The 20,446-nt window shown below is 60.9% G+C and carries 18 protein-coding genes; 9 read left to right on the forward strand and 9 right to left on the reverse strand.

The window, feature by feature from the left end; genetic code table 11:
- Nucleotides 1-63: 63 nt before the first annotated feature.
- The 4 genes from KVG88_RS07490 to KVG88_RS07505 form a co-directional block, all read right to left on the reverse strand.
- Nucleotides 64-1,239, reverse strand: coding sequence for a M20 aminoacylase family protein (locus KVG88_RS07490; RefSeq protein WP_217870992.1), 1,176 nt, complete (start codon nucleotides 1,237-1,239; stop codon nucleotides 64-66).
- A 194-nt stretch (nucleotides 1,240-1,433) separates the two neighbouring features.
- A complete protein-coding gene (locus KVG88_RS07495) occupies nucleotides 1,434-1,757 on the reverse strand; it encodes an amidase (RefSeq protein WP_150705147.1) in 324 nt (107 codons plus the stop codon).
- The gene (locus KVG88_RS07500; RefSeq protein WP_217870993.1) at nucleotides 1,754-2,848 is read right to left on the reverse strand and encodes a serine hydrolase domain-containing protein; all 1,095 of its coding nucleotides are present in this window, start codon (nucleotides 2,846-2,848) and stop codon (nucleotides 1,754-1,756) included. The genes KVG88_RS07495 and KVG88_RS07500 overlap by 4 nt, the downstream gene beginning before the upstream one ends.
- A gap of 167 nt (nucleotides 2,849-3,015) precedes the next feature.
- Nucleotides 3,016-3,894, reverse strand: coding sequence for an acyl-CoA dehydrogenase middle domain-containing protein (locus KVG88_RS07505; RefSeq protein ID WP_217870994.1), 879 nt, complete (start codon nucleotides 3,892-3,894; stop codon nucleotides 3,016-3,018).
- A 155-nt stretch (nucleotides 3,895-4,049) separates the two neighbouring features.
- Here KVG88_RS07505 and olsB point away from each other — a divergent pair, with 155 nt between their 5' ends.
- Together olsB and KVG88_RS07515 are read left to right on the forward strand one after the other, a co-directional pair.
- Nucleotides 4,050-4,805, forward strand: coding sequence for an L-ornithine N(alpha)-acyltransferase (gene olsB / locus KVG88_RS07510; RefSeq protein ID WP_034146715.1), 756 nt, complete (start codon nucleotides 4,050-4,052; stop codon nucleotides 4,803-4,805).
- Nucleotides 4,805-5,599 carry a lysophospholipid acyltransferase family protein gene (locus KVG88_RS07515; RefSeq protein ID WP_217870995.1) on the forward strand — a complete coding sequence of 265 codons (795 nt, stop codon included), beginning with the start codon at nucleotides 4,805-4,807 and terminating at the stop codon, nucleotides 5,597-5,599. Before olsB ends, KVG88_RS07515 begins: the two co-directional genes overlap by 1 nt.
- Before the next feature lie 104 nt (nucleotides 5,600-5,703).
- Here the strand turns inward: KVG88_RS07515 and KVG88_RS07520 are convergent, their stop codons facing one another.
- A complete protein-coding gene (locus tag KVG88_RS07520; protein ID WP_217870996.1) occupies nucleotides 5,704-6,273 on the reverse strand; it encodes an acyl carrier protein phosphodiesterase in 570 nt (189 codons plus the stop codon).
- Between the two features lie 169 nt (nucleotides 6,274-6,442).
- On the opposite strand from KVG88_RS07520, the gene KVG88_RS07525 reads away from it, so the two are divergent.
- Genes KVG88_RS07525 through KVG88_RS07535 form a run of 3 tightly spaced genes read left to right on the forward strand, consistent with a single transcriptional unit; the run spans nucleotide 6,443 to nucleotide 9,025 of the window.
- Nucleotides 6,443-6,745 (forward strand): ArsR/SmtB family transcription factor, encoded by a 303-nt coding sequence (locus KVG88_RS07525; RefSeq protein WP_008056907.1) that lies wholly within the window; start codon nucleotides 6,443-6,445, stop codon nucleotides 6,743-6,745.
- 33 nt (nucleotides 6,746-6,778) lie between these two features.
- Complete coding sequence (locus tag KVG88_RS07530) at nucleotides 6,779-7,945, forward strand: MFS transporter (protein WP_150705142.1); 1,167 nt, start codon at nucleotides 6,779-6,781, stop codon at nucleotides 7,943-7,945.
- 30 nt (nucleotides 7,946-7,975) lie between these two features.
- Nucleotides 7,976-9,025, forward strand: coding sequence for an alkene reductase (locus KVG88_RS07535; RefSeq protein WP_217870997.1), 1,050 nt, complete (start codon nucleotides 7,976-7,978; stop codon nucleotides 9,023-9,025).
- A 340-nt stretch (nucleotides 9,026-9,365) separates the two neighbouring features.
- On the opposite strand, the gene emhR is transcribed toward KVG88_RS07535, so the two are convergent.
- Nucleotides 9,366-9,998: an efflux system transcriptional repressor EmhR gene (emhR, locus tag KVG88_RS07540; RefSeq protein WP_150705140.1), complete on the reverse strand. Its 633-nt coding sequence runs from the start codon at nucleotides 9,996-9,998 to the stop codon at nucleotides 9,366-9,368.
- A gap of 266 nt (nucleotides 9,999-10,264) precedes the next feature.
- On the opposite strand from emhR, the gene emhA reads away from it, so the two are divergent.
- The 4 genes from emhA (at nucleotide 10,265) to KVG88_RS07560 (ending at nucleotide 17,744) form a co-directional block, all read left to right on the forward strand.
- The gene (gene emhA, locus KVG88_RS07545; protein WP_150705139.1) at nucleotides 10,265-11,422 is read left to right on the forward strand and encodes an efflux RND transporter periplasmic adaptor subunit EmhA; all 1,158 of its coding nucleotides are present in this window, start codon (nucleotides 10,265-10,267) and stop codon (nucleotides 11,420-11,422) included.
- A 3-nt stretch (nucleotides 11,423-11,425) separates the two neighbouring features.
- Nucleotides 11,426-14,587, forward strand: a complete 3,162-nt coding sequence (emhB, locus tag KVG88_RS07550) for an efflux RND transporter permease subunit EmhB (protein ID WP_150705138.1) — start codon at nucleotides 11,426-11,428, stop codon at nucleotides 14,585-14,587.
- Nucleotides 14,587-16,047 (forward strand): efflux RND transporter outer membrane subunit EmhC, encoded by a 1,461-nt coding sequence (gene emhC / locus KVG88_RS07555; protein WP_217870998.1) that lies wholly within the window; start codon nucleotides 14,587-14,589, stop codon nucleotides 16,045-16,047. Before emhB ends, emhC begins: the two co-directional genes overlap by 1 nt.
- Nucleotides 16,048-16,484: 437 nt before the next feature.
- A complete protein-coding gene (locus KVG88_RS07560; RefSeq protein WP_150704546.1) occupies nucleotides 16,485-17,744 on the forward strand; it encodes an OprD family porin in 1,260 nt (419 codons plus the stop codon).
- A gap of 91 nt (nucleotides 17,745-17,835) precedes the next feature.
- On the opposite strand, the gene pcaC is transcribed toward KVG88_RS07560, so the two are convergent.
- From pcaC to KVG88_RS07575, 3 genes are read right to left on the reverse strand one after another with little or no spacing between them, the layout of a single operon-like run.
- On the reverse strand, nucleotides 17,836-18,228 hold the full coding sequence (gene pcaC, locus KVG88_RS07565) for a 4-carboxymuconolactone decarboxylase (RefSeq protein WP_150704545.1): 393 nt from the start codon (nucleotides 18,226-18,228) through the stop codon (nucleotides 17,836-17,838).
- A 10-nt stretch (nucleotides 18,229-18,238) separates the two neighbouring features.
- Nucleotides 18,239-19,030, reverse strand: a complete 792-nt coding sequence (pcaD, locus tag KVG88_RS07570) for a 3-oxoadipate enol-lactonase (RefSeq protein ID WP_150704544.1) — start codon at nucleotides 19,028-19,030, stop codon at nucleotides 18,239-18,241.
- 11 nt (nucleotides 19,031-19,041) lie between these two features.
- Nucleotides 19,042-20,406, reverse strand: a complete 1,365-nt coding sequence (locus KVG88_RS07575; RefSeq protein WP_217870999.1) for a 3-carboxy-cis,cis-muconate cycloisomerase — start codon at nucleotides 20,404-20,406, stop codon at nucleotides 19,042-19,044.
- Nucleotides 20,407-20,446: the final 40 nt, after the last annotated feature.

Raw genomic sequence — 20,446 nt, forward strand, 5'->3', positions numbered from 1 at the left:
CTGATGGGTAACGGCGGGCACGCCAGCGCGTGCCCAGTCCAGCGGCAGTAGAAAGTTTGGAAATCAGGCAGGCTTGAGCCAGCTCTCGGTCAGCGCGCCCCAGAACGCCGCGCCGGTCAGCAGGATGTCATCGTTAAAGTCGTACGCGGGGTTATGCACCATCGGCCGCGATACGCCGTTGCCGATGAACAGGTAGGCGCCAGGGCAGCGTTGCAGCATCCAGGCAAAGTCTTCGCTGCCCATGAGTTTGGGTGTGTTGCCGTCCACCGCATCGGCGCCCACCAACTCGACACCAACCTGGCGGGCGAACTCGGTTTCGGCGGCGTGGTTGACCAGTACCGGATAGGCCGGGCGATGCTCGATGCGTGAGGTGCAACCGAAGCTTTGCGCCTGGGATTCGATGATTGCGCGCACACGTTCAAGGGTCTGCTCGCGCACCTGAGCGTTCAGCGCACGCAAACTCAAGCGCAGGATCGCCTGCTGCGGAATGACGTTGGCGGCCTCCCCGGCCTGCAACGCACCGACCGTGACCACCGCCGCTTGTTGTGCATCGATGTTGCGCGCGACCACCGTTTGCAACGCCATCACCACGCTAGCCGCCGCCACCAGCGGATCGACCGCCAGATGCGGCATCGAACCATGGCCGCCAACACCTTCAATAGTGACGGTGAGCAAATCCTGCGAGGCCATCATCGGCCCTTCACGAAACCCCAAATGTCCGGCAGGCAGGCCCGGCATGTTGTGCATGCCGAACAGCGCATCGCAGGGGAAACGTTCGAGCAGGCCATCGGCGAGCATCGCTTCAGCGCCGCCCTGGCCTTCTTCGGCAGGCTGGAAAATCAGGGTCAGGGTGCCGTCGAACTGGCGGGTCGCCGCCAGGTAGCGCGCCGCGCCCAATAACATCGTGGTGTGGCCGTCATGCCCGCATGCGTGCATGCAACCCTTGTGCTGGCTGCTGTAGATGGCGCCAGTGTTCTCGATGATCGGCAGTGCATCCATGTCAGCCCGTATCCCGAGTTTGCGTTGGCTGCGGCCGTTGCGCAGGACGCCGACTACGCCGGTCTTGCCGACCCCGGTGTGCACTTCGTAGCCCCAATCCGCCAGGGATTTGGCCACCAGCGCCGAGGTACGATTTTCTTCGAAGCCGAGTTCGGGGTGGGCATGGATGTCCTGGCGGGTGGCGTGCAGGTCGCTGGCCACGTCGCTGAGCCAGGCAAGGATGTGCTGATGTCGGGTCATGACGATTGTCCTCAGGCCGGGTGATTTCCCGTTCTTGTTGTTCGCTGTGATTTCACGACACAAAAAAGGCAGGTCGCGCTCACCGCCAGATAACCGCGAGTCGCGCGCGAGGACAATCGAAAGTGGTTCCACTCTGTGGAACCACACAGATCCAGGTAGCAGCTGGCGAAGCCTGCTGCTACATGGCCATGTGTTCAGGGGTTAAGGCGGCAGCCCTGGCGTTCGCCGAGCCACGCGGCGCTGTTGCTGCGCCCCATGCCGCTGACGGTGATGCGCTTGCTGGCGGGGTCATCGGTAAAGCCGCTGGTGGGCAGCCACTGTTTCACATAACCACGGCAATACTCAGCGTCGTTGTTCATCACGTAGCGGCACGAGCAGTATTCCTTGGCGGTGTAGGCGCTGATGATGTCGGGGAACGCCCACAGCGCCACCCGCTCGTGCCAGACCCAGCCGAGCAACGCTAGCAGCAGGATCAGCAACAATGAACTGAACGGTCGACGACGAACAAATCCGCTCATGGTTGCACCTTCCCGGCAAAGGCCTTCAACACGAGTTTAAGCAACTCGTTGTGCCGATAGCTGCCGTCGCGGTCATCGCCGTAACGCACGATCACCAGGTTTTGGCTGGGGATCACGTACATGGCCTGGCCCCAATGGCCCAGCGCCGCGAAGGTATCGGCGGGGGCATCGGGCCAGGGACGAGCGGCGCTGTCTACGGCACGGTTGAGCCACCAGTGGCCGCCGGGCACGGCTTCATCCTGGTTGGCTCGATAGTGTTCGAACGGTTCACGATTGAACGCGACCCAATCCTTGGGCAGCAGTTGTTGATCGCCCCAACGTCCGTCGCGGGCCATCAGCAAACCGATCCGCGCCAGATCCCGCGCGGTGAGGTAGGCATAAGAGGACGCGACGAAAGTGCCCGTGGCATCGGTTTCCCACACTGCGTGACGAATGCCCAGCGGTTCGAACAGTGCGGTCCATGGATAGTCCGCATAACGCTTCGGACCAACGATGGTTTTCAGTGCGGCGGACAACAGGTTGCTGTCACCGCTGGAATAACGAAACGCCTGACCCGGCGCCGCGTATCGGTCGTGACCGGCGGTGAACGCGGCCATGTCCCCATGGCCTCGGGTATAGAGCATGGCCACCACAGAGGACTTCAGCGGTGCGTATTCGTAGTCTTCCTGCCAGTCGATGCCCGAAGCCCAGTGCAGCAGGTCGGCCATGCGGGTGTCCGGGTAATTCTTCAGCGGTGGATAAAACGTCTGTACCGGGTCCTGAAGTTTGAACAGGCCTTCGCCGTAAGCCACGCCGAGCACCGTGACCATCAGGCTTTTGCTGATCGACCAGGTCAGGTGCGGGGTTTCGGCGGTGGTCGAGCCGGCGTAGTGTTCGTAGATCAACTGACCGTCGCGGATAACCAGCAAGGCGTCGGTGCGGATGCCTTGGCGGGTGGATTCATCGCGGGGTGGGAAGGCGTAATTCTCCAGAGCCTGAAGCGCCGGGCCGTTGATGGCCGGGGCGGTCGGCCATTGCTCGGCGGGCCAGTTTTCAGCGTGGGCCGTGAGGCTGAGCAGTAGCAGGAGGATCAGGGACAAGCCTTTGGGCATGGTGGGGGCTCATGGGGAATAATCTGGTGAGCCTAGTCCAATCAAATGACACTCACGCGATCCTTGTAGGAGCTGCCGAAGGCTGCGATCTTTTGATCTTGTTCTTTTTGATCTGGCTAAAAGCAAAATCAAAAGATCGCAGCCTTCGGCAGCTCCTACAGGGATCGTTAGATGTCCGCCATTGCTTTGGTAAGACGTTTAGCTCGCGCCCCCGCCGCCAAATCCATCACCACCTGATCCCGCTGCCACATTGCCGCCCACTCCGACGGTCCCTCGGCCAGCGCTTCATTGATTTCAGTTTTCAGCGATTCGAACTGCGCAAACAATCCACCGAGCAATACATGCCCGGCCGGATGACTCGGCGCCTGTCGGCTGACTTCCGCACACCCGGCCAACAGCGCCAGCAAGCGCAATTGTAGAGATTGCGGCCAGGCGCAGTCATCGCCGACGCCATACAGCCAAGCGCTCATGGCACTCAGCACATAGATGTCTTCCAGGGTGCGGAACGGTTTGACGTAGGCATCCCAGCCATCCCCCGCGAGCAACTCGCACAACGCGTTATCCAGAAACAATCGGCCGTGGCTGATGTCTGGCATCAACGGAATCGCCGGCACCTGTTCCACTCGCACACCGGGTTCATCAGGGTAAATCACCGCCAGACTCAATCGCGGATCATCGCCGGGGTCTTCACTGCGCGCCGCCACCAGCAGCCAGTCGGCGGCATCACCGGCGGTGACGAAATCCTTGCGCCCACTCAAGCGCAAACCGTTCAGCCGGGTTTGCATGTCGGCCGGGCGCAGGCTGCGTTGCTCGGTTGCGCACAGGGCGCCGAGGCTCAACGGCGCGCTCGGCCAGAGCATGCGCAGCGCCGCCTGATAGCCCACCAGAAACGCCAGCCCCGGCGTTGCCATCAAACGCCCGCCCGCCACCGCCAACTCGAACGGGGTGACGCAGCCCAAGTGCTGCAACAACGTCGCGAAGCCTTCGCCCAGATCCGGGTTGACGGGCAAGCGATCACGGCGTTTCAACAGGGTTTGCCAGGGCATAAGAGGCTCCTTGTGGGCTGTCATATAAGCATCACCAAAGCTTAACGGCGATGACACCGGGGCTACATAGCCTGACTTTGCACAACAAGGCTGGATAAAGAAAGTCGATCCGCTGTAACCCAAAGACGGGTGAGCAGCCCGCACGGAGATTCGCCATGACTCAGATCGCCCGCATCAGCGACACCGGCAACGAACGCCGCCTGCAAGCCGAACGCCTGGTGGGCGCCGAGGCTTTGCAGGAAGCCCAGGCCTTGCGTTTCAACGTGTTCAGCGGCGAGTTCAACGCCAAGCTGAAAGGCGCGGAACTGGGTCTGGACATGGATGACTATGATGTTCACTGCGCCCACATCGGCGTGCGTGACTTGAACACCGGACGCCTGGTGGCGACCACCCGTTTGCTCGACCACACCGCCGCCAGCAGCCTCGGCAAGTTCTACAGCGAAGAAGAATTCAGCCTGCATGGCCTGGTTCATCTGCAAGGCCCGATCCTGGAAATCGGCCGCACCTGCGTCGACCCGGCCTACCGCAACGGCGGCACCATCGCCGTGCTCTGGGGCGAACTGGCCGAAGTGCTGAACCAGGGCGGCTACAGCTATTTGATGGGTTGCGCGAGCATTCCGATGCAGGACGGCGGCATCCAGGCCCACGCGATCATGCAGCGCCTGCGTGAGCGTTACCTGTGCACCGAACACCTGCGGGCCGAGCCGAAAAAACCGCTGCCTACCCTGGATATCCCTTCAAACGTGATCGCCGAAATGCCGCCGCTGCTCAAGGCTTACATGCGCCTGGGCGCGAAGATCTGCGGCGAGCCGTGCTGGGATGAAGACTTCCAGGTCGCCGACGTGTTCATCCTGCTCAAACGCGACGAACTCTGCCCGCGCTACGCCAAACACTTCAAGGCGGCTGTGTGATGAGCCGGCTGCGCGTGTACGCGCGAATCGCGCGAGTGTTGCTGGTGGTGGCGCTGGGGCTGAGCATGGCCAGTGTGTTTGGGTTGTTCGAGCGCTTGGGCATGGCCCATTCGATGGAACGGCGCCAGCGCTGGTCGCGGTTTTTCATGGCACGCCTGAGCAACGCCCTGCCCTTCGACGTGACCGTCCACGGTCAATTACCGAAAGCGCCGATGCTGTGGGTCAGTAACCACGTGTCCTGGACCGACATTCCGCTGCTGGGGATGCTCACCCCGCTGTCGTTTCTGTCCAAGGCTGAAGTGCGCACCTGGCCGGTAGCCGGTTGGTTGGCGGCGAAGGCCGGCAGTTTGTTTATCCGCCGCGGTTCAGGTGACAGCCAGTTGATCCGCAAACAGATGACCCGCCATCTGCAACAAGAACATCCACTGCTGATGTTCCCAGAAGGCACCACCACTGACGGCCGTTCGCTGCGTACCTTCCACGGTCGCCTGCTGTCCGCCGCCATTGATTCGGAGGTGGCGTTGCAACCGGTGGCGATTCGTTATGTGCGCAACGGTGAGTTCTGCACGCTGGCGCCGTTCATTGGCGACGATGATTTGCTCTCGCACCTGATGCGTCTGTTTGCCAATGACCGTGGCGGCGTGGAGATTCATTTGCTCAAGCCGATTGCTTGCGAAGGCCGGGAGCGTGCGGCACTGGCGTTTGAAGCCCAGCAGGCTGTGCAGAAGGCGTTGTTTGGTGACGTGGCAAAACCAGCCGAGCCATGCCGTGCCGGCGAACTCATCGCCGCCTGACACGCACCCTGTAGGAGCTGCCGCAGGCTGCGATCTTTTGATTTGGCTTTTCAAGATCAAGATCAAAAGATCGCAGCCTGCGGCAGCTCCTACGGGGTGTGGTGTCAGCGGTTCTGGGCAAAGTCCTGCAATTGCGGGTAGAACAACCGAAAATCCTCGCTCAACGGTTCATATAACCGCCGCAATTCCTGCATCGCCGGTGCCAGCTCTTCCGGGCGGGTCAAGCGCCGCGAAATCCCCCGCAGCACCTGCTCCAGCACTTCGAACTCCTGATACGAACCCAGCCAGTCGTTGGCCACCATGTACGGCGCAATCTTCGCCAGCCGCTCCGGCAGTTGTCGTTCGCTGGACAGTACGCGGTACACGTCTGAGGTGAACAACTGCAGCGGTCGGTCGGCGTACAGCGTCCAGTCCCGCGCCAGGCAATGGTCGAAAAACACATCGAGAACGATTCCGGCATAACGCCGGCGCGTCAGGGAAAACCGCGACAACGCGACGTCCACCAAAGGATGCCGATCGGTAAACACGTCGATGCTGCGATGCAGCTGGATGGCCGCTTCGATCTCCGGTTCGAACTGCCCTTGCAGCCTGCCTTTGACGAAATCGCCATACAGACTGCCGAGCAATTGACCGGGACGCTGGCCACCGAGGTGAAGATGTGCGAGATAGTTCATGGGCGCAGCTTAGCACTGCGTCCTGGTATCTACATCCATCGTATCGTTATAACCCGATATACCGATTTATTCGGTCATCAGACCAAAATCATATTGGTGTATCGCGAAATAGCGATATAAAGTTCGCCTCATCGCGATATAGCGTTTTACTGATCACGAGCACACTGCCATGAACCTTGACCTCGACGAAATAATAAAAGCCCTGGCGCACCCAGTACGGCGAGACATCCTGCACTGGCTCAAAGACCCGACCGTCGAATTTCCCGACCAGTCCCACAGCAACGAGCACGGCGTTTGCGCCGGGCAGATCGATCAACGCTGCGGGTTATCGCAGTCCACGGTGTCCGCGCACCTGGCGACCCTGCAGCGCGCCGGCCTGATCAGCAGCCGCAAAGTCGGCCAGTGGCACTTTTTCAAACGCAATGAGGAAACCATTCAGGAATTCCTCAAAGTCTTCAGCAAAGAGCTCTGACCCTTTACGTCAGCCAGCCAAAAGGAATTACCCATGCCCCTTTCGCTACTCATATTGGCCCTGAGCGCCTTTGCCATCGGCACTACCGAATTCGTCATCATGGGCTTGCTGCCCGATGTGGCGGCCGACCTCGGCGTGTCGATCCCCGGCGCCGGCTGGCTGGTGACCGGTTACGCCCTGGGCGTGGCCATCGGTGCGCCGTTCATGGCGCTGGCCACCGCCAGGCTGCCGCGCAAGGCTGCATTGGTGGCGTTGATGGGCATTTTCATCATCGGCAACCTGCTGTGCGCCGTGGCCAGTGACTACAACGTGCTGATGTTTGCCCGCGTGGTCACAGCCCTGTGTCACGGTGCCTTCTTCGGTATCGGTTCAGTCGTAGCCGCCGGCCTGGTGCCAGCGAACAAGCGCGCCTCGGCCGTGGCCCTGATGTTCACCGGCCTGACTTTGGCCAACGTGCTCGGCGTGCCGCTGGGCACCGCCCTCGGTCAGGAAGCCGGCTGGCGTTCGACCTTCTGGGCAGTGACCGTCATTGGTGTGATTGCGCTGATCGGCCTGATCCGTTTCCTGCCGGCCAAGCGCGATGAAGAAAAACTCGACATGCGCGCCGAACTGCGCGCCCTCAAAGGCGCTGGTATCTGGTTGTCGCTGAGCATGACTGCACTGTTCGCCGCGTCGGTGTTCACCCTGTTCACCTACGTTGCACCACTGCTGGGCGAAGTCACCGGTGTTTCGCCCCGTGGCGTGACCTGGACTCTGATGCTCATCGGACTGGGCCTGACGGTCGGCAACATCATCGGCGGCAAGTTGGCCGACAAAGGCCTGGCCGCCACGCTGATCGGCGTCTTCATCGCCATGGCCGTGGTCTCCACGGTGCTGACCTGGACCAGCGTCGCGCTGATCCCCACCGAAATCACCTTGTTCCTGTGGGCCACTGCGTGTTTCGCCGCCGTACCGGCCTTGCAGGTCAACGTGGTGACCTACGGCAAGGCCGCGCCAAACCTGGTTTCGACCCTGAACATCGGCGCCTTCAACGTCGGTAACGCCTTGGGCGCCTGGGTCGGCGGCAGCGTCATCGCCCACGGTTTCGGCCTGACCAGCGTGCCGCTCGCGGCAGCGGTGCTGGCGGTACTCGCCCTGCTGGTGACCCTGATTACTTTCCGCCAGAACGGCAATCCCGAACTGGCTCCTGCTACCAACTGATCAACCATTACCTCACGAGGGTTGCAATAAATGACGACAATTTTCGATCCAATCAAACTGGGCGACCTTGAGTTGGCCAACCGCATCATCATGGCCCCGCTGACCCGCTGCCGCGCCGACGAAGGCCGAGTGCCGAACGCGCTGATGGCCGAGTATTACGTGCAACGCGCCAGCGCCGGGCTGATCCTCAGCGAAGCGACCTCGGTCACGCCATTGGGCGTCGGCTACCCGGACACCCCGGGTATCTGGTCCAACGATCAGGTGCGTGGCTGGGCCAACGTGACCAAGGCGATCCACGGCGCGGGCGGCAAGATCTTCCTGCAACTGTGGCACGTAGGCCGGGTTTCGCACTCTTTGTACTTGAATGGTGAGGCACCGGTCGCACCGAGCGCCGTCCAGCCAAAAGGTCACGTCAGCCTGGTTCGCCCGCTGTCCGACTACCCGACGCCTCGCGCCCTGGAAACCGCTGAAATCGCCGACATCGTCGACGCTTACCGCACCGGTGCCGAGAACGCCAAGGCCGCCGGTTTCGACGGCGTGGAAATCCACGGCGCCAACGGCTACCTGCTCGACCAGTTCCTGCAAAGCAGCACCAACCAGCGCACCGACCATTACGGCGGCTCCCTGGAAAACCGTGCCCGCCTGCTGCTGGAAGTGACCGACGCTGCGATCGAAGTCTGGGGCGCCGGCCGCGTCGGCGTGCACCTGGCACCGCGCGCCGACTCCCATGACATGGGCGACGACAATCTGGCCGAAACCTTCACCTACGTCGCTCGTGAGCTGGGCAAGCGCGGTATCGCGTTCATCTGCTCCCGTGAGAAAGAAGGCGCCGACAGCCTCGGCCCACAAATCAAGGAAGCCTTCGGCGGCCCGTACATCATCAACGAACGCTTCACCAAGGACAGCGCCAACGCGTGGCTGGCCAGCGGCAAAGCTGATGCGGTGGCCTTCGGTGTGCCATTCATTGCCAACCCGGACCTGCCGGCACGTTTGAAGGCCGATGCGCCGCTGAACGAAGCGCGTCCGGAACTGTTCTACGCCAAGGGCCCGGTCGGTTACATCGACTACCCGACGCTGTAAGCATCCTGCGCTGAAACGCAAAAAGCCCCGACTCGAAAGAGCCGGGGCTTTTTATTACATGCACTTCGATATCCCTGTAGGAGCTGCCGAAGGCTGCGATCCTTTGATTTAACGTGTGTTTGATGACGCCAAGATCAAAAGATCGCAGCCTTCGGCAGCTCCTACAGGGATTGCACGCTCACAAACCCGACACAAAATCCCTACAAAATACCGAGCTTGCTACCTGTCAACCTGCCGAGTGTAAGTATATAAAAGCAGCCCATTATCACCGGGCGCGTGAAGAACTGTTCATCTGTGGCTTCGACGGTTGACACACAAGTCGTCGATTCCGCATTTTGCTTTATTTGCGCAGGCTGGGGCTGAAGCGCAACAGATCCAGCCCGGTATCGACCCAGCGCTCGGCCTCGATGTGCAGCTGGAAACTGTCCGGGGCCAACAGCCATTGATACAGGATGCCATCGATGTAAGCGTGCAGGCTGATGGCGGCTCGGGCGGTGTCGAGGTTTTCCGGCAACTGTCCGCGATTCACGGCGTTACTCAAGGCCAGGCCGATCCGCACATTGCAGTCGAGGCTGGCTGCCACGCGCTGTTGGCGCAGGTCGCACATTTCATCGGTGAATTCGCACTTATGAAACAGAATTTCGTTGATGCGCCGGGTTTTCGGGTCCAGTGCAATTTGATGAAACAAATGAATCAACAAATTGCGCATGCAGCCCAGGGGATCGAGTTCGTCTTCGCTCTCGCTGGCCTTGGCCATTTCTTCCAGCGGCTCGTGCAAGGTGTCGAGCATGGCCTGCACCAGATCGGCCTTGTTGCTGAAATGCCAATAGATGGCCCCGCGTGTGACGCCGGCCAGGGTCGCGATATCCGCCAGGGTCGTACGGGCCACGCCCCGCTCGTAAAAGGCTTTTTCAGCCGCCTCGAGTATCTGGCTGCGGGTTTCTTGAGCTTCCTCTTTGGTACGACGGACCATGGCAGTACAACCTCAATCAGGATGCTTCAGCGATGTCTGAATATCAGCTGAATAAAAGTGGGGCGAGCGCTCTTGGGTATCGTCCCCGGGCCTACAATTCCAACCTTTCAGCGGCGTCCGTAACGGCATGGATACACAGCCAAGGTATTTACAAACAACCGTGAACGTAAGTATATTCCTTAGCATGCTACTTATCCACCCGGTACCCAATTTTTACCTTCCATCTTTTCTTGTGCGTTTATTTCGCGCCTGACCCGAGGATTTTCATGCAATTCAAGCCAGCTGTTACCGCTCTGGTCGCCGCCGTCGCCCTGGCATCGCTGCTCAGCGGATGCAAAAAGGAAGAAGCGGCACCGGCCGCACCACCGCCTCAGGTCGGCGTTGTCACCCTGCAACCGCAAACGTTTACGCTGACCTCCGAACTGCCCGGCCGCACCAGTGCATTCCGCATTGCTGAAGTGCGTCCGCAGGTCAACGGCATCATTCTCAAGCGTCTGTTCAAGGAAGGCAGCGACGTCAAAGCCGGCCAGCAGCTCTATCAGATTGACCCGTCGGTCTATGAAGCGACCCTGAAAAGCGCCGAAGCCAACCTGCGTTCGACCAAATCGATCTCCGACCGCTACAAGCAACTGGTCGACGAGCAAGCCGTAAGCCGTCAGGAATATGACACCGCCGTCGCCAACCGCCTGCAATCGGAAGCCGCGCTGCAATCGGCCCAGATCAACGTGCGCTACACCAAGGTCTATGCCCCGTTGACCGGTCGCATCGGTCGTTCTTCGGTGACCGAAGGCGCGCTGGTCAGCAATGCCCAGGTCGAAGCGATGGCGGTCATTCAGCAACTCGACCCGATCTACGTCGACGTGACCCAGTCCTCGGTCGAGCTGCTCGAGCTGCGCCGCGAACTGGAAAGCGGTCGCTTGCAGAAGGCCGGCGACAATTCCGCCAAGGTCAAGCTGACCCTCGAAGACGGCAGCCAGTACAAACTCGACGGCAAGCTGGAATTCTCCGAAGTCTCGGTTGACCAGACCACCGGTTCCGTGACCCTGCGCGCCGTGTTCCCGAACCCTGACCACACGCTGCTGCCGGGCATGTTCGTGCACGCCCAGTTGCAGGCCGGTGTGAACAGCGCGGCGATTCTGGCCCCACAGCAAGGCGTGACCCGCGACCTCAAAGGCACGCCGACCGCACTGGTCGTCGGCCCGGACAACAAGGTTGAATTGCGTCAGCTCAAGGCCAGCCGCACTGTCGGCAACCAATGGCTGATCGAAGACGGCCTGAAAGCCGGCGATCGCCTGATCACCGAAGGCCTGCAATACGTCAAACCGGGCATCGAAGTCAAAGCCAGCGATGCGACCAACGTAACCGCAAAAAACCCGGCCCCCGCACAGGCAGCTGATAAAGCGTCTGGCGGCAAAGGGGAGTAAACCATGTCGAAATTTTTTATCGACCGTCCGATTTTCGCCTGGGTAATTGCCCTGGTGATCATGCTGGTCGGGGCACTCTCGATCCTCAAGTTGCCGATCAACCAATACCCGAGCATCGCGCCGCCTGCGATCGCCATTTCCGTGACCTACCCGGGTGCTTCTGCGCAAACCGTGCAGGACACCGTGGTTCAGGTGATCGAACAACAGCTCAACGGTATCGACAACCTGCGGTATGTGTCTTCGGAAAGTAACTCCGATGGCACCATGACCATCACCGCGACCTTCGAGCAAGGCACCAACTCCGATACCGCGCAGGTTCAGGTCCAAAACAAACTGAACCTGGCCACCCCGCTGCTGCCGCAAGAAGTGCAGCAACAGGGTATCCGCGTGACCAAGGCAGTGAAGAACTTCCTGCTGGTGATCGGCGTGGTGTCGCGTGACGGCAGCATGACCAAGGACGACCTGTCCAACTACATCGTGTCCAACATGCAGGACCCGATCTCGCGGACCGCCGGTGTCGGTGACTTCCAGGTGTTCGGTTCGCAGTACGCCATGCGTATCTGGCTCGACCCGGCCAAGTTGAACAACTTCAACCTGACCCCGATCGACGTCAAGACCGCCATCGCCGCACAGAACGTGCAGGTGTCGTCCGGCCAACTCGGCGGCTTGCCTGCCCTGCCCGGCACCCAGCTGAACGCAACGATCATCGGCAAGACCCGTCTGCAGACCGCCGAGCAATTCGACAAGATCCTGCTTAAGGTCAACAAGGACGGTTCTCAAGTTCGCTTGAAAGACGTTGCCGAAGTTGGCCTGGGGGGTGAGAACTACAGCATCAACGCCCAGTTCAACGGTGCTCCGGCCTCCGGTCTGGCAGTGAAACTGGCCACCGGCGCCAACGCGCTGGATACCGCCAAGGCACTGCGTACCACCATCGATAACCTCAAGCCGTTCTTCCCGCAAGGGATGGAAGTGGTGTTCCCGTACGACACCACGCCGGTGGTGACCGAATCGATCAAGGGCGTGGTTCACACCCTGGTTGAAGCGGTAGCGCTGGTGTTCCTGGTGATGTTCCTGTTCCTGCAGAACTTCCGCGCCACCATCATCACTACGATGACCGTGCCGGTGGTATTGCTGGGTACGTTCGGCATCCTCGCGGCCGCCGGCTTCAGCATCAACACCTTGACCATGTTCGGTATGGTACTGGCCATCGGTTTGCTGGTGGACGACGCCATCGTCGTGGTGGAAAACGTCGAGCGGGTGATGAGCGAAGAAGGCCTGTCGCCCAAGGAAGCCACCAAGAAATCCATGGGCCAGATCCAGGGTGCCCTCGTGGGTATCGCCCTGGTACTGTCGGCAGTATTGCTGCCGATGGCGTTCTTCAGCGGCTCCACTGGCGTGATCTACAAGCAGTTCTCGATCACCATCGTCTCGGCCATGGCCCTGTCGGTACTGGTTGCGTTGATCTTCACCCCGGCGCTGTGCGCCACCATGCTCAAGCCGATTCGCAAAGGCGAGCATCACACGCCGAAACGTGGCTTCTTCGGCTGGTTCAACCGCAACTTCGACCGCGGCGTCAAAAGCTACGAGCGTGGTGTGGGCAGCATGCTCACGCACAAGGCGCCGTACCTGTTGGCGTACCTGATCATCGTCGTCGGCATGATTTGGCTGTTCACCCGCATTCCAACCGCGTTCCTGCCGGAAGAAGACCAGGGCGTACTGTTCGCCCAGGTGCAAACGCCGGCCGGTTCGACGGCCCAGCGCACCCAAGTGGTCGTGGACGAAATGCGTGAGTTCCTGTTGCGTCCGGGCAAGGACGGCGGTGAAGGCGATGCGGTGAACTCGGTGTTTACCGTGACCGGCTTCAACTTCGCCGGCCGTGGCCAGAGCTCGGGTATGGCGTTCATCATGCTCCGCCCGTGGGACGATCGTAACGCCGACAACAGCGTGTTCAAGGTGGCGGCCCGTGCCCAACAGCACTTCTTCACCTTCCGCGACGCCATGGTGTTCGCCTTCGCCCCGCCTGCGGTCCTGGAGCTGGGTAATGCCACCGGTTTCGACGTGTTCCTGCAGGACCGCGCCGGTATCGGTCACGACAAGTTGATGGAGGCGCGCAACCAGTTCCTCGGCATGGCGGCGCAAAGCAAGATTCTGACTCAGGTGCGTCCGAACGGCCTGAACGACGAGCCGCAATACCAGCTGGAAATCGATGACGAGAAGGCCAGTGCCCTGGGCATTACCATCGCCGACATCAACAACACCCTGTCGATCGCCTTGGGCAGTAGCTACGTCAACGACTTCATCGACCGTGGTCGGGTGAAGAAGGTTTACGTGCAAGGCCAGCCAGGCGCGCGCATGAGTCCCGAAGACCTGAAGAAGTGGTACGTGCGCAACAGCGCCGGCACCATGGTTCCGTTCTCGGCGTTCGCCAAGGGTGAATGGATTTACGGTTCGCCGAAACTGGCCCGTTACAACGGCGTGGAAGCGATGGAAATCCTCGGCGCCCCGGCTCCGGGTTATTCCACCGGTGAAGCCATGGCCGAAGTCGAAGCCATTGCCAAGAAACTGCCGGCCGGTGTCGGTATTTCCTGGACCGGTCTGTCGTACGAGGAACGTTTGTCCGGCTCGCAAGCGCCAGCGCTGTATGCCCTGTCGCTGCTGATGGTGTTCCTGTGTCTGGCGGCGCTGTATGAAAGCTGGTCGATTCCGATTGCGGTGATGTTGGTGGTGCCGCTGGGGATCATTGGTGCGCTGATGGCCACCAGCCTGCGCGGCTTGTCCAACGACGTGTACTTCCAGGTGGGCTTGTTGACGACCATCGGTCTGGCGGCGAAAAACGCCATCCTGATCGTCGAATTCGCCAAGGAACTGCACGAACAGGGACGCAGCCTGCGCGAAGCGGCTATCGAAGCCTGCCGCATGCGTCTGCGACCAATCATCATGACCTCGCTCGCCTTCGTGCTCGGTGTGGTACCCCTGGCGATATCCACGGGCGCAGGCTCGGGTAGCCAGCATGCCATCGGTACCGGGGTGATTGGCGGTATGATCACCGCAACCGTACTGGCGATCTTCTGGGTCCCACTGTTCTTCGTCACTGTGTCGGCCATGGGTCAGCGTAAAAACGTCGACCAGGATGACGCTACTGAAACTCCTAAAGAGGCTGGCTAATGAGCAAGTCGCTACTCTCCCTGGCAGTCGCCGCCTTAGTGCTCAGTGGCTGCTCGCTGATACCTGATTATCAGCAGCCGGATGCTCCGGTGGCGGGCCAATACCCTCAAGGGCCGGCGTATTCGCCGGCCCAGGCACCGGCACAAGCCGCTGCCGAGCAGGGCTGGAAGCAGTTTTTCCATGACCCGGCGTTGCAGCAGTTGATTCAGGTCTCCCTGGAAAACAACCGTGACCTGCGCGTCGCGGCCCTGAACATCGATGCGTTTGCGGCTCAATACCGTATTTCCCGCGCCGATCTGTTCCCGGCCGTTTCGGCCAATGGCACCGGTTCGCGCCAGCGCGTTCCGGCCGATGCGTCGCAGACCGGCGAATCGAGCATCACCAGTTCCTACTCGGCCACCGTCGGCGTCAGCGCGTACGAACTCGACCTCTTCGGTCGGATTCGCAGCCTGAACGAAGAAGCGCTACAGCAATACTTCGCCACTGAAGAAGGCCGTCGCAGCACTCAGATCAGTCTGGTGGCCAGCGTGGCCAACGCCTACCTGACCTGGCAGGCTGACAAGGAACTGCTCAAGCTGACCCAGGACACCCTCGCCGCGTTCGAAGAGAGCTACAAGCTCACCGCGCGCAGCAACGAAGTGGGGGTCGCCTCGGCCCTGGACCTGGCGCAGTCGCGGACCTCGGTGGAAAACGCCCGGGCACAACTGGCCAAGTACACCCGTCAGGTTGCCCAGGACGAGAACAGCCTGGTGCTGCTGCTCGGCACCGGTATTCCGGCCAACCTGCAAGCGGCCAAACCGCTGGCGGACGATCTGCTGAGCGACGTTCCGCCGGGTCTGCCGTCCGACCTGCTGCAACGTCGTCCGGACATCCTGCAAGCCGAATACAACCTGAAGGCGGCCAACGCCAACATCGGCGCGGCGCGCGCAGCGTTCTTCCCGAGCATCAGCCTGACCGCCAATGCCGGGACCTTGAGCCCGGATTTGTCCGGTCTGTTCAAGGGCGGTTCGGGTACCTGGCTGTTCCAGCCGCAGATCAACCTGCCGATCTTCAACGCCGGCAGCCTGCGTGCCAGCCTGGATTACTCGAAAATCCAGAAAGACATCGGCGTGGCGAACTACGAGAAGTCCATTCAAACGGCCTTCCAGGAAGTCGCCGATGGCCTGGCAGCCCGCCAGACCTACGTTCAGCAGTTGCAGGCACAGAAAGATTTCGTCAGTGCCAACCAGGACTACTACCGCCTGGCCGAGCGTCGCTACCGCATCGGTGTCGACAGCAACCTGACCTTCCTCGACGCCCAGCGTCAGCTGTTCAGTGCGCAACAGGTATTGATCACCGACCGTCTGGCGCAACTGGTAAGCCAGGTCAACCTGTACAAGGCACTGGGTGGTGGCTGGAACGAACAGACGGCGAAGGTCGAGCCGTTGAAGGAAGAAGCACCGAAGTTGAAGTTGTTCTGATAGCGCAGTGAAAACAAAAAGCCCACCGATTGGTGGGCTTTTTGTTGGTTGCGGGGAAAGGTGTGTTAGCCGTGCGGGCCTCATCGCTGGCAAGCCAGCTCCCACAGTGTCCGTGTCGTACGTAAATTTTATGGTCCACTGTGAACCTGTGGGAGCTGGCTTGCCAGCGATGAGGCGCTGAAGAACAGCAAAGAAACCAGACCCAATCTTGCGTTCGATAATCGCCCAAAATCCGCTTTTAACAATTGAACCATTCAGTACATTCCCCGCACCATCCGATCCACAAAACCAATAACAACAGGTTCGACACCATGCCCCCGCGCCCTGCCCTCTCCGGCTGATCCCGGTTCGTTCGCCCTGATTTCGAATATTGGTCTGCAACCCCGAGTTGCGGCATCACCCCGTTTCATCCCCAAGAATTAGAGAGACCCGAGCCCATGACGCCTTCCACCGCGCAGTTTTTCGTTCCCAGCCTGATCGCCGCCGCCCTGGCCAGTGCCGCCCTGCCCGCTTACGCCGAGGAGTCGGGTTTTGTCGAAGGGGCCAAGGTCAACCTGAACCTGCGCAACTTCTACATCAACCGCAACTTCACCAACCCGACCAAAACCCAAGGCAAGGCCGAAGAGTGGACGCAAAGTTTCATTCTCGATGCCAAGTCCGGGTTTACCCAAGGCACCGTCGGGTTCGGTATGGACGTACTGGGGCTGTACTCGGTGAAGCTCGATGGCGGCAAAGGCACTGGCGGTACGGCACTGCTGCCGCTGGACAGTGATGGTCGTCCGGCCGACAACTTCGGTCGCACCAACGTGGCGTTCAAGGCCAAACTGTCGCAGACCGAAGTGAAGGTCGGCGAGTGGATGCCGGTGCTGCCGATCCTGCGTTCCGACGACGGCCGCTCGCTGCCGCAAACCTTCCGAGGTGGCCAGATCACTTCGAAGGAAATTAACGGTTTGACGCTCTACGGCGGCCAGTTCCGCCAGAACAGCCCGCGCGACGACAGCAGCATGGACGACATGTCGATGACCGGCAAAGCGGCATTCACCTCCGACCGTTTCAATTTTCAGGGCGGCGAATACCTGTTCAATGAGAAGCGCACCCAGATCGGAGTGTGGAACGCGGAACTCAAGGACATCTACAGCCAGCAGTTCATCAACCTGACCCACAGCCAACCGGTGGGCGACTGGACCCTGGGCGCCAACCTCGGCTTCTTCTACGGCAAGGACGACGGCAGCGCCCGGGCCGGCGAGCTCGACAACAAAACCATGTACGGCCTGCTCTCGGCCAAGTATGGCGGCAACACCTTTTACGTCGGCCTGCAAAAGCTCACCGGCGACAGCCCATGGATGCGGGTCAACGGCACCAGCGGCGGAACCCTGGCCAACGATAGTTACAATTCCAGCTACGACAACGCCCGGGAAAAATCCTGGCAGGTGCGCCACGACTACAACTTCGTCGCCCTCGGCGTACCGGGCCTGACCCTGATGAACCGCTACATCAGCGGCGATAACGTGCACACCGGCACAATTACCGATGGCAAGGAATGGGGTCGCGAAAGTGAACTGGGCTACACCGTGCAAAGCGGTGCGCTGAAAGACCTGAACCTGAAATGGCGCAACTCGACCATGCGCCGCGATTACAGCAACAACGAGTTCGATGAGAACCGCCTGATCATCAGCTATCCGATCAGCCTGCTGTAAAATCAAAAAATCGCAGCCTTCGGCAGCTCCTACAGGTGTTCACTTTCCCCTGTAGGAGCTGCCGCAGGCTGCGATCTTTTTATCCGCGACTCTATTCCCGCGATTCAACCCCCAACTCATCCCACACCGACTCGGCCAGATGGAACGTCGCGTTGGCCGCCGGGATGCCGCAGTAAATCGCGCTCTGCATGATCACTTCCTTGATCTCGCCACGGCTCACGCCGTTGTTGGCGGCGGCGCGCAGGTGCAGTTTGAGCTCACCTTCGCGGTTCATGCCGATCAGCATGGCGATAGTGATCAGGCTGCGGGTGTGGCGCGGCAGGCCCGGGCGGGTCCAGATGTCGCCCCAGGCGTGGCGGGTGATCATTTCCTGAAACTCCGAGTTGAACTCGGTCAGGGTGGTCAGGCTGCGGTCGACGTGAGTGTCGCCGAGGACCGCGCGGCGGACTTTCATCCCCTCGTCGTAACGTTGTTTCTCATCCACAGGAAAACCCTCAATCAGCCGACAGAAACGCCAGTACCCGCTCGCTGAACGCGTTGCCGGCCTGGACGTTGGACAGGTGCGCAGCATAAAACTCGGCGTATTTGGCGCCCGGCACATGTTCCTGAATGAAATGCCCGCCGGACGGCGGAGTCACAGCGTCTTCGGTACCGGCAATCACCAGCAACGGCGCCTTGATCGACGACAACTGGTCGCGGAAATCGGCATCGCGCACTGCCGCACAGTTGGCCGCATAACCTTCTGGCGAAGTGGCCGCGAGCATGTCGGTAATTTGCTTGGCCGCGCCCGGGTTGGCTTCGGAGAAGTCCGGTGTGAACCAGCGTGCAATCGATGCATCGCGCAGGGCAACCATCGCCGCCTGACCATCGCGCAGCACCATTTCGATGCGCGGGTTCCAAATCGACGGATCGCCGATTTTCGCGGCGGTGTTGCACACAATCAGTTTGTTCAGGCGATCGCCGGCATTGACACCCAACCACTGGCCGATCAACCCGCCCATGGACAGACCGCAGAAATGCGCACGCTCAATGTGCAGCGCGTCCAGCAGCGCCAGCACGTCGTGGCCCAGTTGCTCGATGCTGTAAGGGCCCGGTGTCACCAGCGACTTGCCGTGGCCACGGGTGTCGAAACGCAGCACGCGAAAATGCTCGGTGAACGCCGGGATTTGCGCGTCCCACATGTGCAGGTCGGTCCCCAGCGAGTTGGACAGCACCAGCACCGGTGCATCGACCGGTCCATCGAGTTGGTAATGTAGTTCGCCATCGGCGAGTTGAACGAAAGCCACAGCAGTCTCCTTCAGGCAGTCAATGCAGAATGTTCAGTCACCGCTCGCTCGACCCAGGTTTTGGCCTGACCGAGATAATGGGCGGGGTCCAGCAGATGATCGAGTTCGGCAGCCGTGAGCTCGGCCGTCACTTGTGGCTCGTCGCCAAGCACCGCACGCAGATGACGCTGTTCGGCCACGGCGCGTTTGCAGCATTGTTCCAGCAGATGATGCGCGGTATCGCGCCCCACACGTTGCGCAAGGACGATGCTCACCGCTTCGGCAAGCACCAGGCCCTGGGTCAAATCGAGGTTGCGGGTCATGCGCGCAGCGTCCACTTCCAGCCCCTGCGCGATCAACAACGCCTGTTGCAGGCTGCCGGACACCAGGCAGCAGATCTCCGGCAGGGTTTCCCATTCGGCATGCCACAGGCCCAGGCTGCGCTCGTGCTCTTGCGGCATGGCGCTGAACAGCGTCGAGAGCAGGCCTGGCACGCGGGTCGCCGCGCCAATCAGCACGGCCGCGCCGACCGGGTTGCGTTTGTGCGGCATGGTCGAGGAACCGCCCTTGCCCGGCGCCGAAGGTTCGAACACTTCACCCGCTTCGGTCTGCATCAACAGGCTGATGTCGCGGCCCATTTTGCCGAGGCTGCCGGCGATCAGGCCGAGCACGGCGCCAAACTCCACCACGCGATCGCGCTGGGTGTGCCACGGCTGATCGGGCAAGGTCAGTTGCAGTTCTTCAGACAGCGCCTGGGCGACTGGCATCGCCTGCTCGCCGAGTGCCGCGAGGGTTCCGGAAGCGCCGCCGAACTGCAGCACCAGAAGACGCGGTTTGAGTTCCAGCAAACGCTGGCGGCTACGAGTCACGGCGCCCAACCAACCGGCGATTTTCATGCCGAGGGTGACCGGAGTTGCGTGCTGCAGCCAGGTGCGTCCCGCCAACGGCGTGGCCGCGTAACGCTGAGCCTGGGTCGCCAGGATCTGCCCCAACTGCGCCAGATCGTTTTCAATCAGTTCCAATGCACGACGAAGTTGCAGCACCAGGCCACTGTCCATTACATCCTGGCTGGTCGCACCGAGATGCACGTAGCGCTCAGCCTCGGCATTGTGTGCGGCAATCTGTTTACCCAGAGCCTTTACCAGTGGAATCGCCGAATTGCCGGCCGTGGCAATCGCCTCGCCGAGGTCGGCTAAGTCGTAAAGCCCGGCGCTGCACGCGGCCTCGATCGGCGCGACGGCACTCACTGGAATCAAGCCCACCCGCGCCTCGGCCCGGGCCAGTGCCGCTTCGAAATCGAGCATGGCCTGGACCCGGCCCTGATCGCAGAACACCTCACGCATATCGCGGGCAGTGAAATAGGCATCGAACAATTGATTGCCCGGTCGCTGGTTCATAAACAGTTCCTGAAGGCGCGGGCTTTCGCAGCCCGCGCGT

Origin of the sequence: Pseudomonas azerbaijanoccidentalis, assembly GCF_019145495.1 — a bacterium.
GTDB lineage: Bacteria > Pseudomonadota > Gammaproteobacteria > Pseudomonadales > Pseudomonadaceae > Aquipseudomonas > Aquipseudomonas azerbaijanoccidentalis.

Coding starts and splice junctions, on each gene's coding strand:
- emhA (WP_150705139.1), top strand. CDS start 10,265: ATGCAATTCAAGCCAGCTGTTACCGCTCTGGTCGCCGCCGTCGCCCTG.
- KVG88_RS07515 (WP_217870995.1), top strand. CDS start 4,805: ATGAGCCGGCTGCGCGTGTACGCGCGAATCGCGCGAGTGTTGCTGGTG.
- emhC (WP_217870998.1), top strand. CDS start 14,587: ATGAGCAAGTCGCTACTCTCCCTGGCAGTCGCCGCCTTAGTGCTCAGT.
- olsB (WP_034146715.1), top strand. CDS start 4,050: ATGACTCAGATCGCCCGCATCAGCGACACCGGCAACGAACGCCGCCTG.
- emhB (WP_150705138.1), top strand. CDS start 11,426: ATGTCGAAATTTTTTATCGACCGTCCGATTTTCGCCTGGGTAATTGCC.
- KVG88_RS07525 (WP_008056907.1), top strand. CDS start 6,443: ATGAACCTTGACCTCGACGAAATAATAAAAGCCCTGGCGCACCCAGTA.
- KVG88_RS07500 (WP_217870993.1), bottom strand. CDS start 2,848: ATGCCCAAAGGCTTGTCCCTGATCCTCCTGCTACTGCTCAGCCTCACG.
- KVG88_RS07505 (WP_217870994.1), bottom strand. CDS start 3,894: ATGCCCTGGCAAACCCTGTTGAAACGCCGTGATCGCTTGCCCGTCAAC.
- KVG88_RS07520 (WP_217870996.1), bottom strand. CDS start 6,273: ATGAACTATCTCGCACATCTTCACCTCGGTGGCCAGCGTCCCGGTCAA.
- KVG88_RS07530 (WP_150705142.1), top strand. CDS start 6,779: ATGCCCCTTTCGCTACTCATATTGGCCCTGAGCGCCTTTGCCATCGGC.
- emhR (WP_150705140.1), bottom strand. CDS start 9,998: ATGGTCCGTCGTACCAAAGAGGAAGCTCAAGAAACCCGCAGCCAGATA.
- KVG88_RS07575 (WP_217870999.1), bottom strand. CDS start 20,406: ATGAACCAGCGACCGGGCAATCAATTGTTCGATGCCTATTTCACTGCC.
- KVG88_RS07490 (WP_217870992.1), bottom strand. CDS start 1,239: ATGACCCGACATCAGCACATCCTTGCCTGGCTCAGCGACGTGGCCAGC.
- KVG88_RS07495 (WP_150705147.1), bottom strand. CDS start 1,757: ATGAGCGGATTTGTTCGTCGTCGACCGTTCAGTTCATTGTTGCTGATC.
- KVG88_RS07535 (WP_217870997.1), top strand. CDS start 7,976: ATGACGACAATTTTCGATCCAATCAAACTGGGCGACCTTGAGTTGGCC.
- KVG88_RS07560 (WP_150704546.1), top strand. CDS start 16,485: ATGACGCCTTCCACCGCGCAGTTTTTCGTTCCCAGCCTGATCGCCGCC.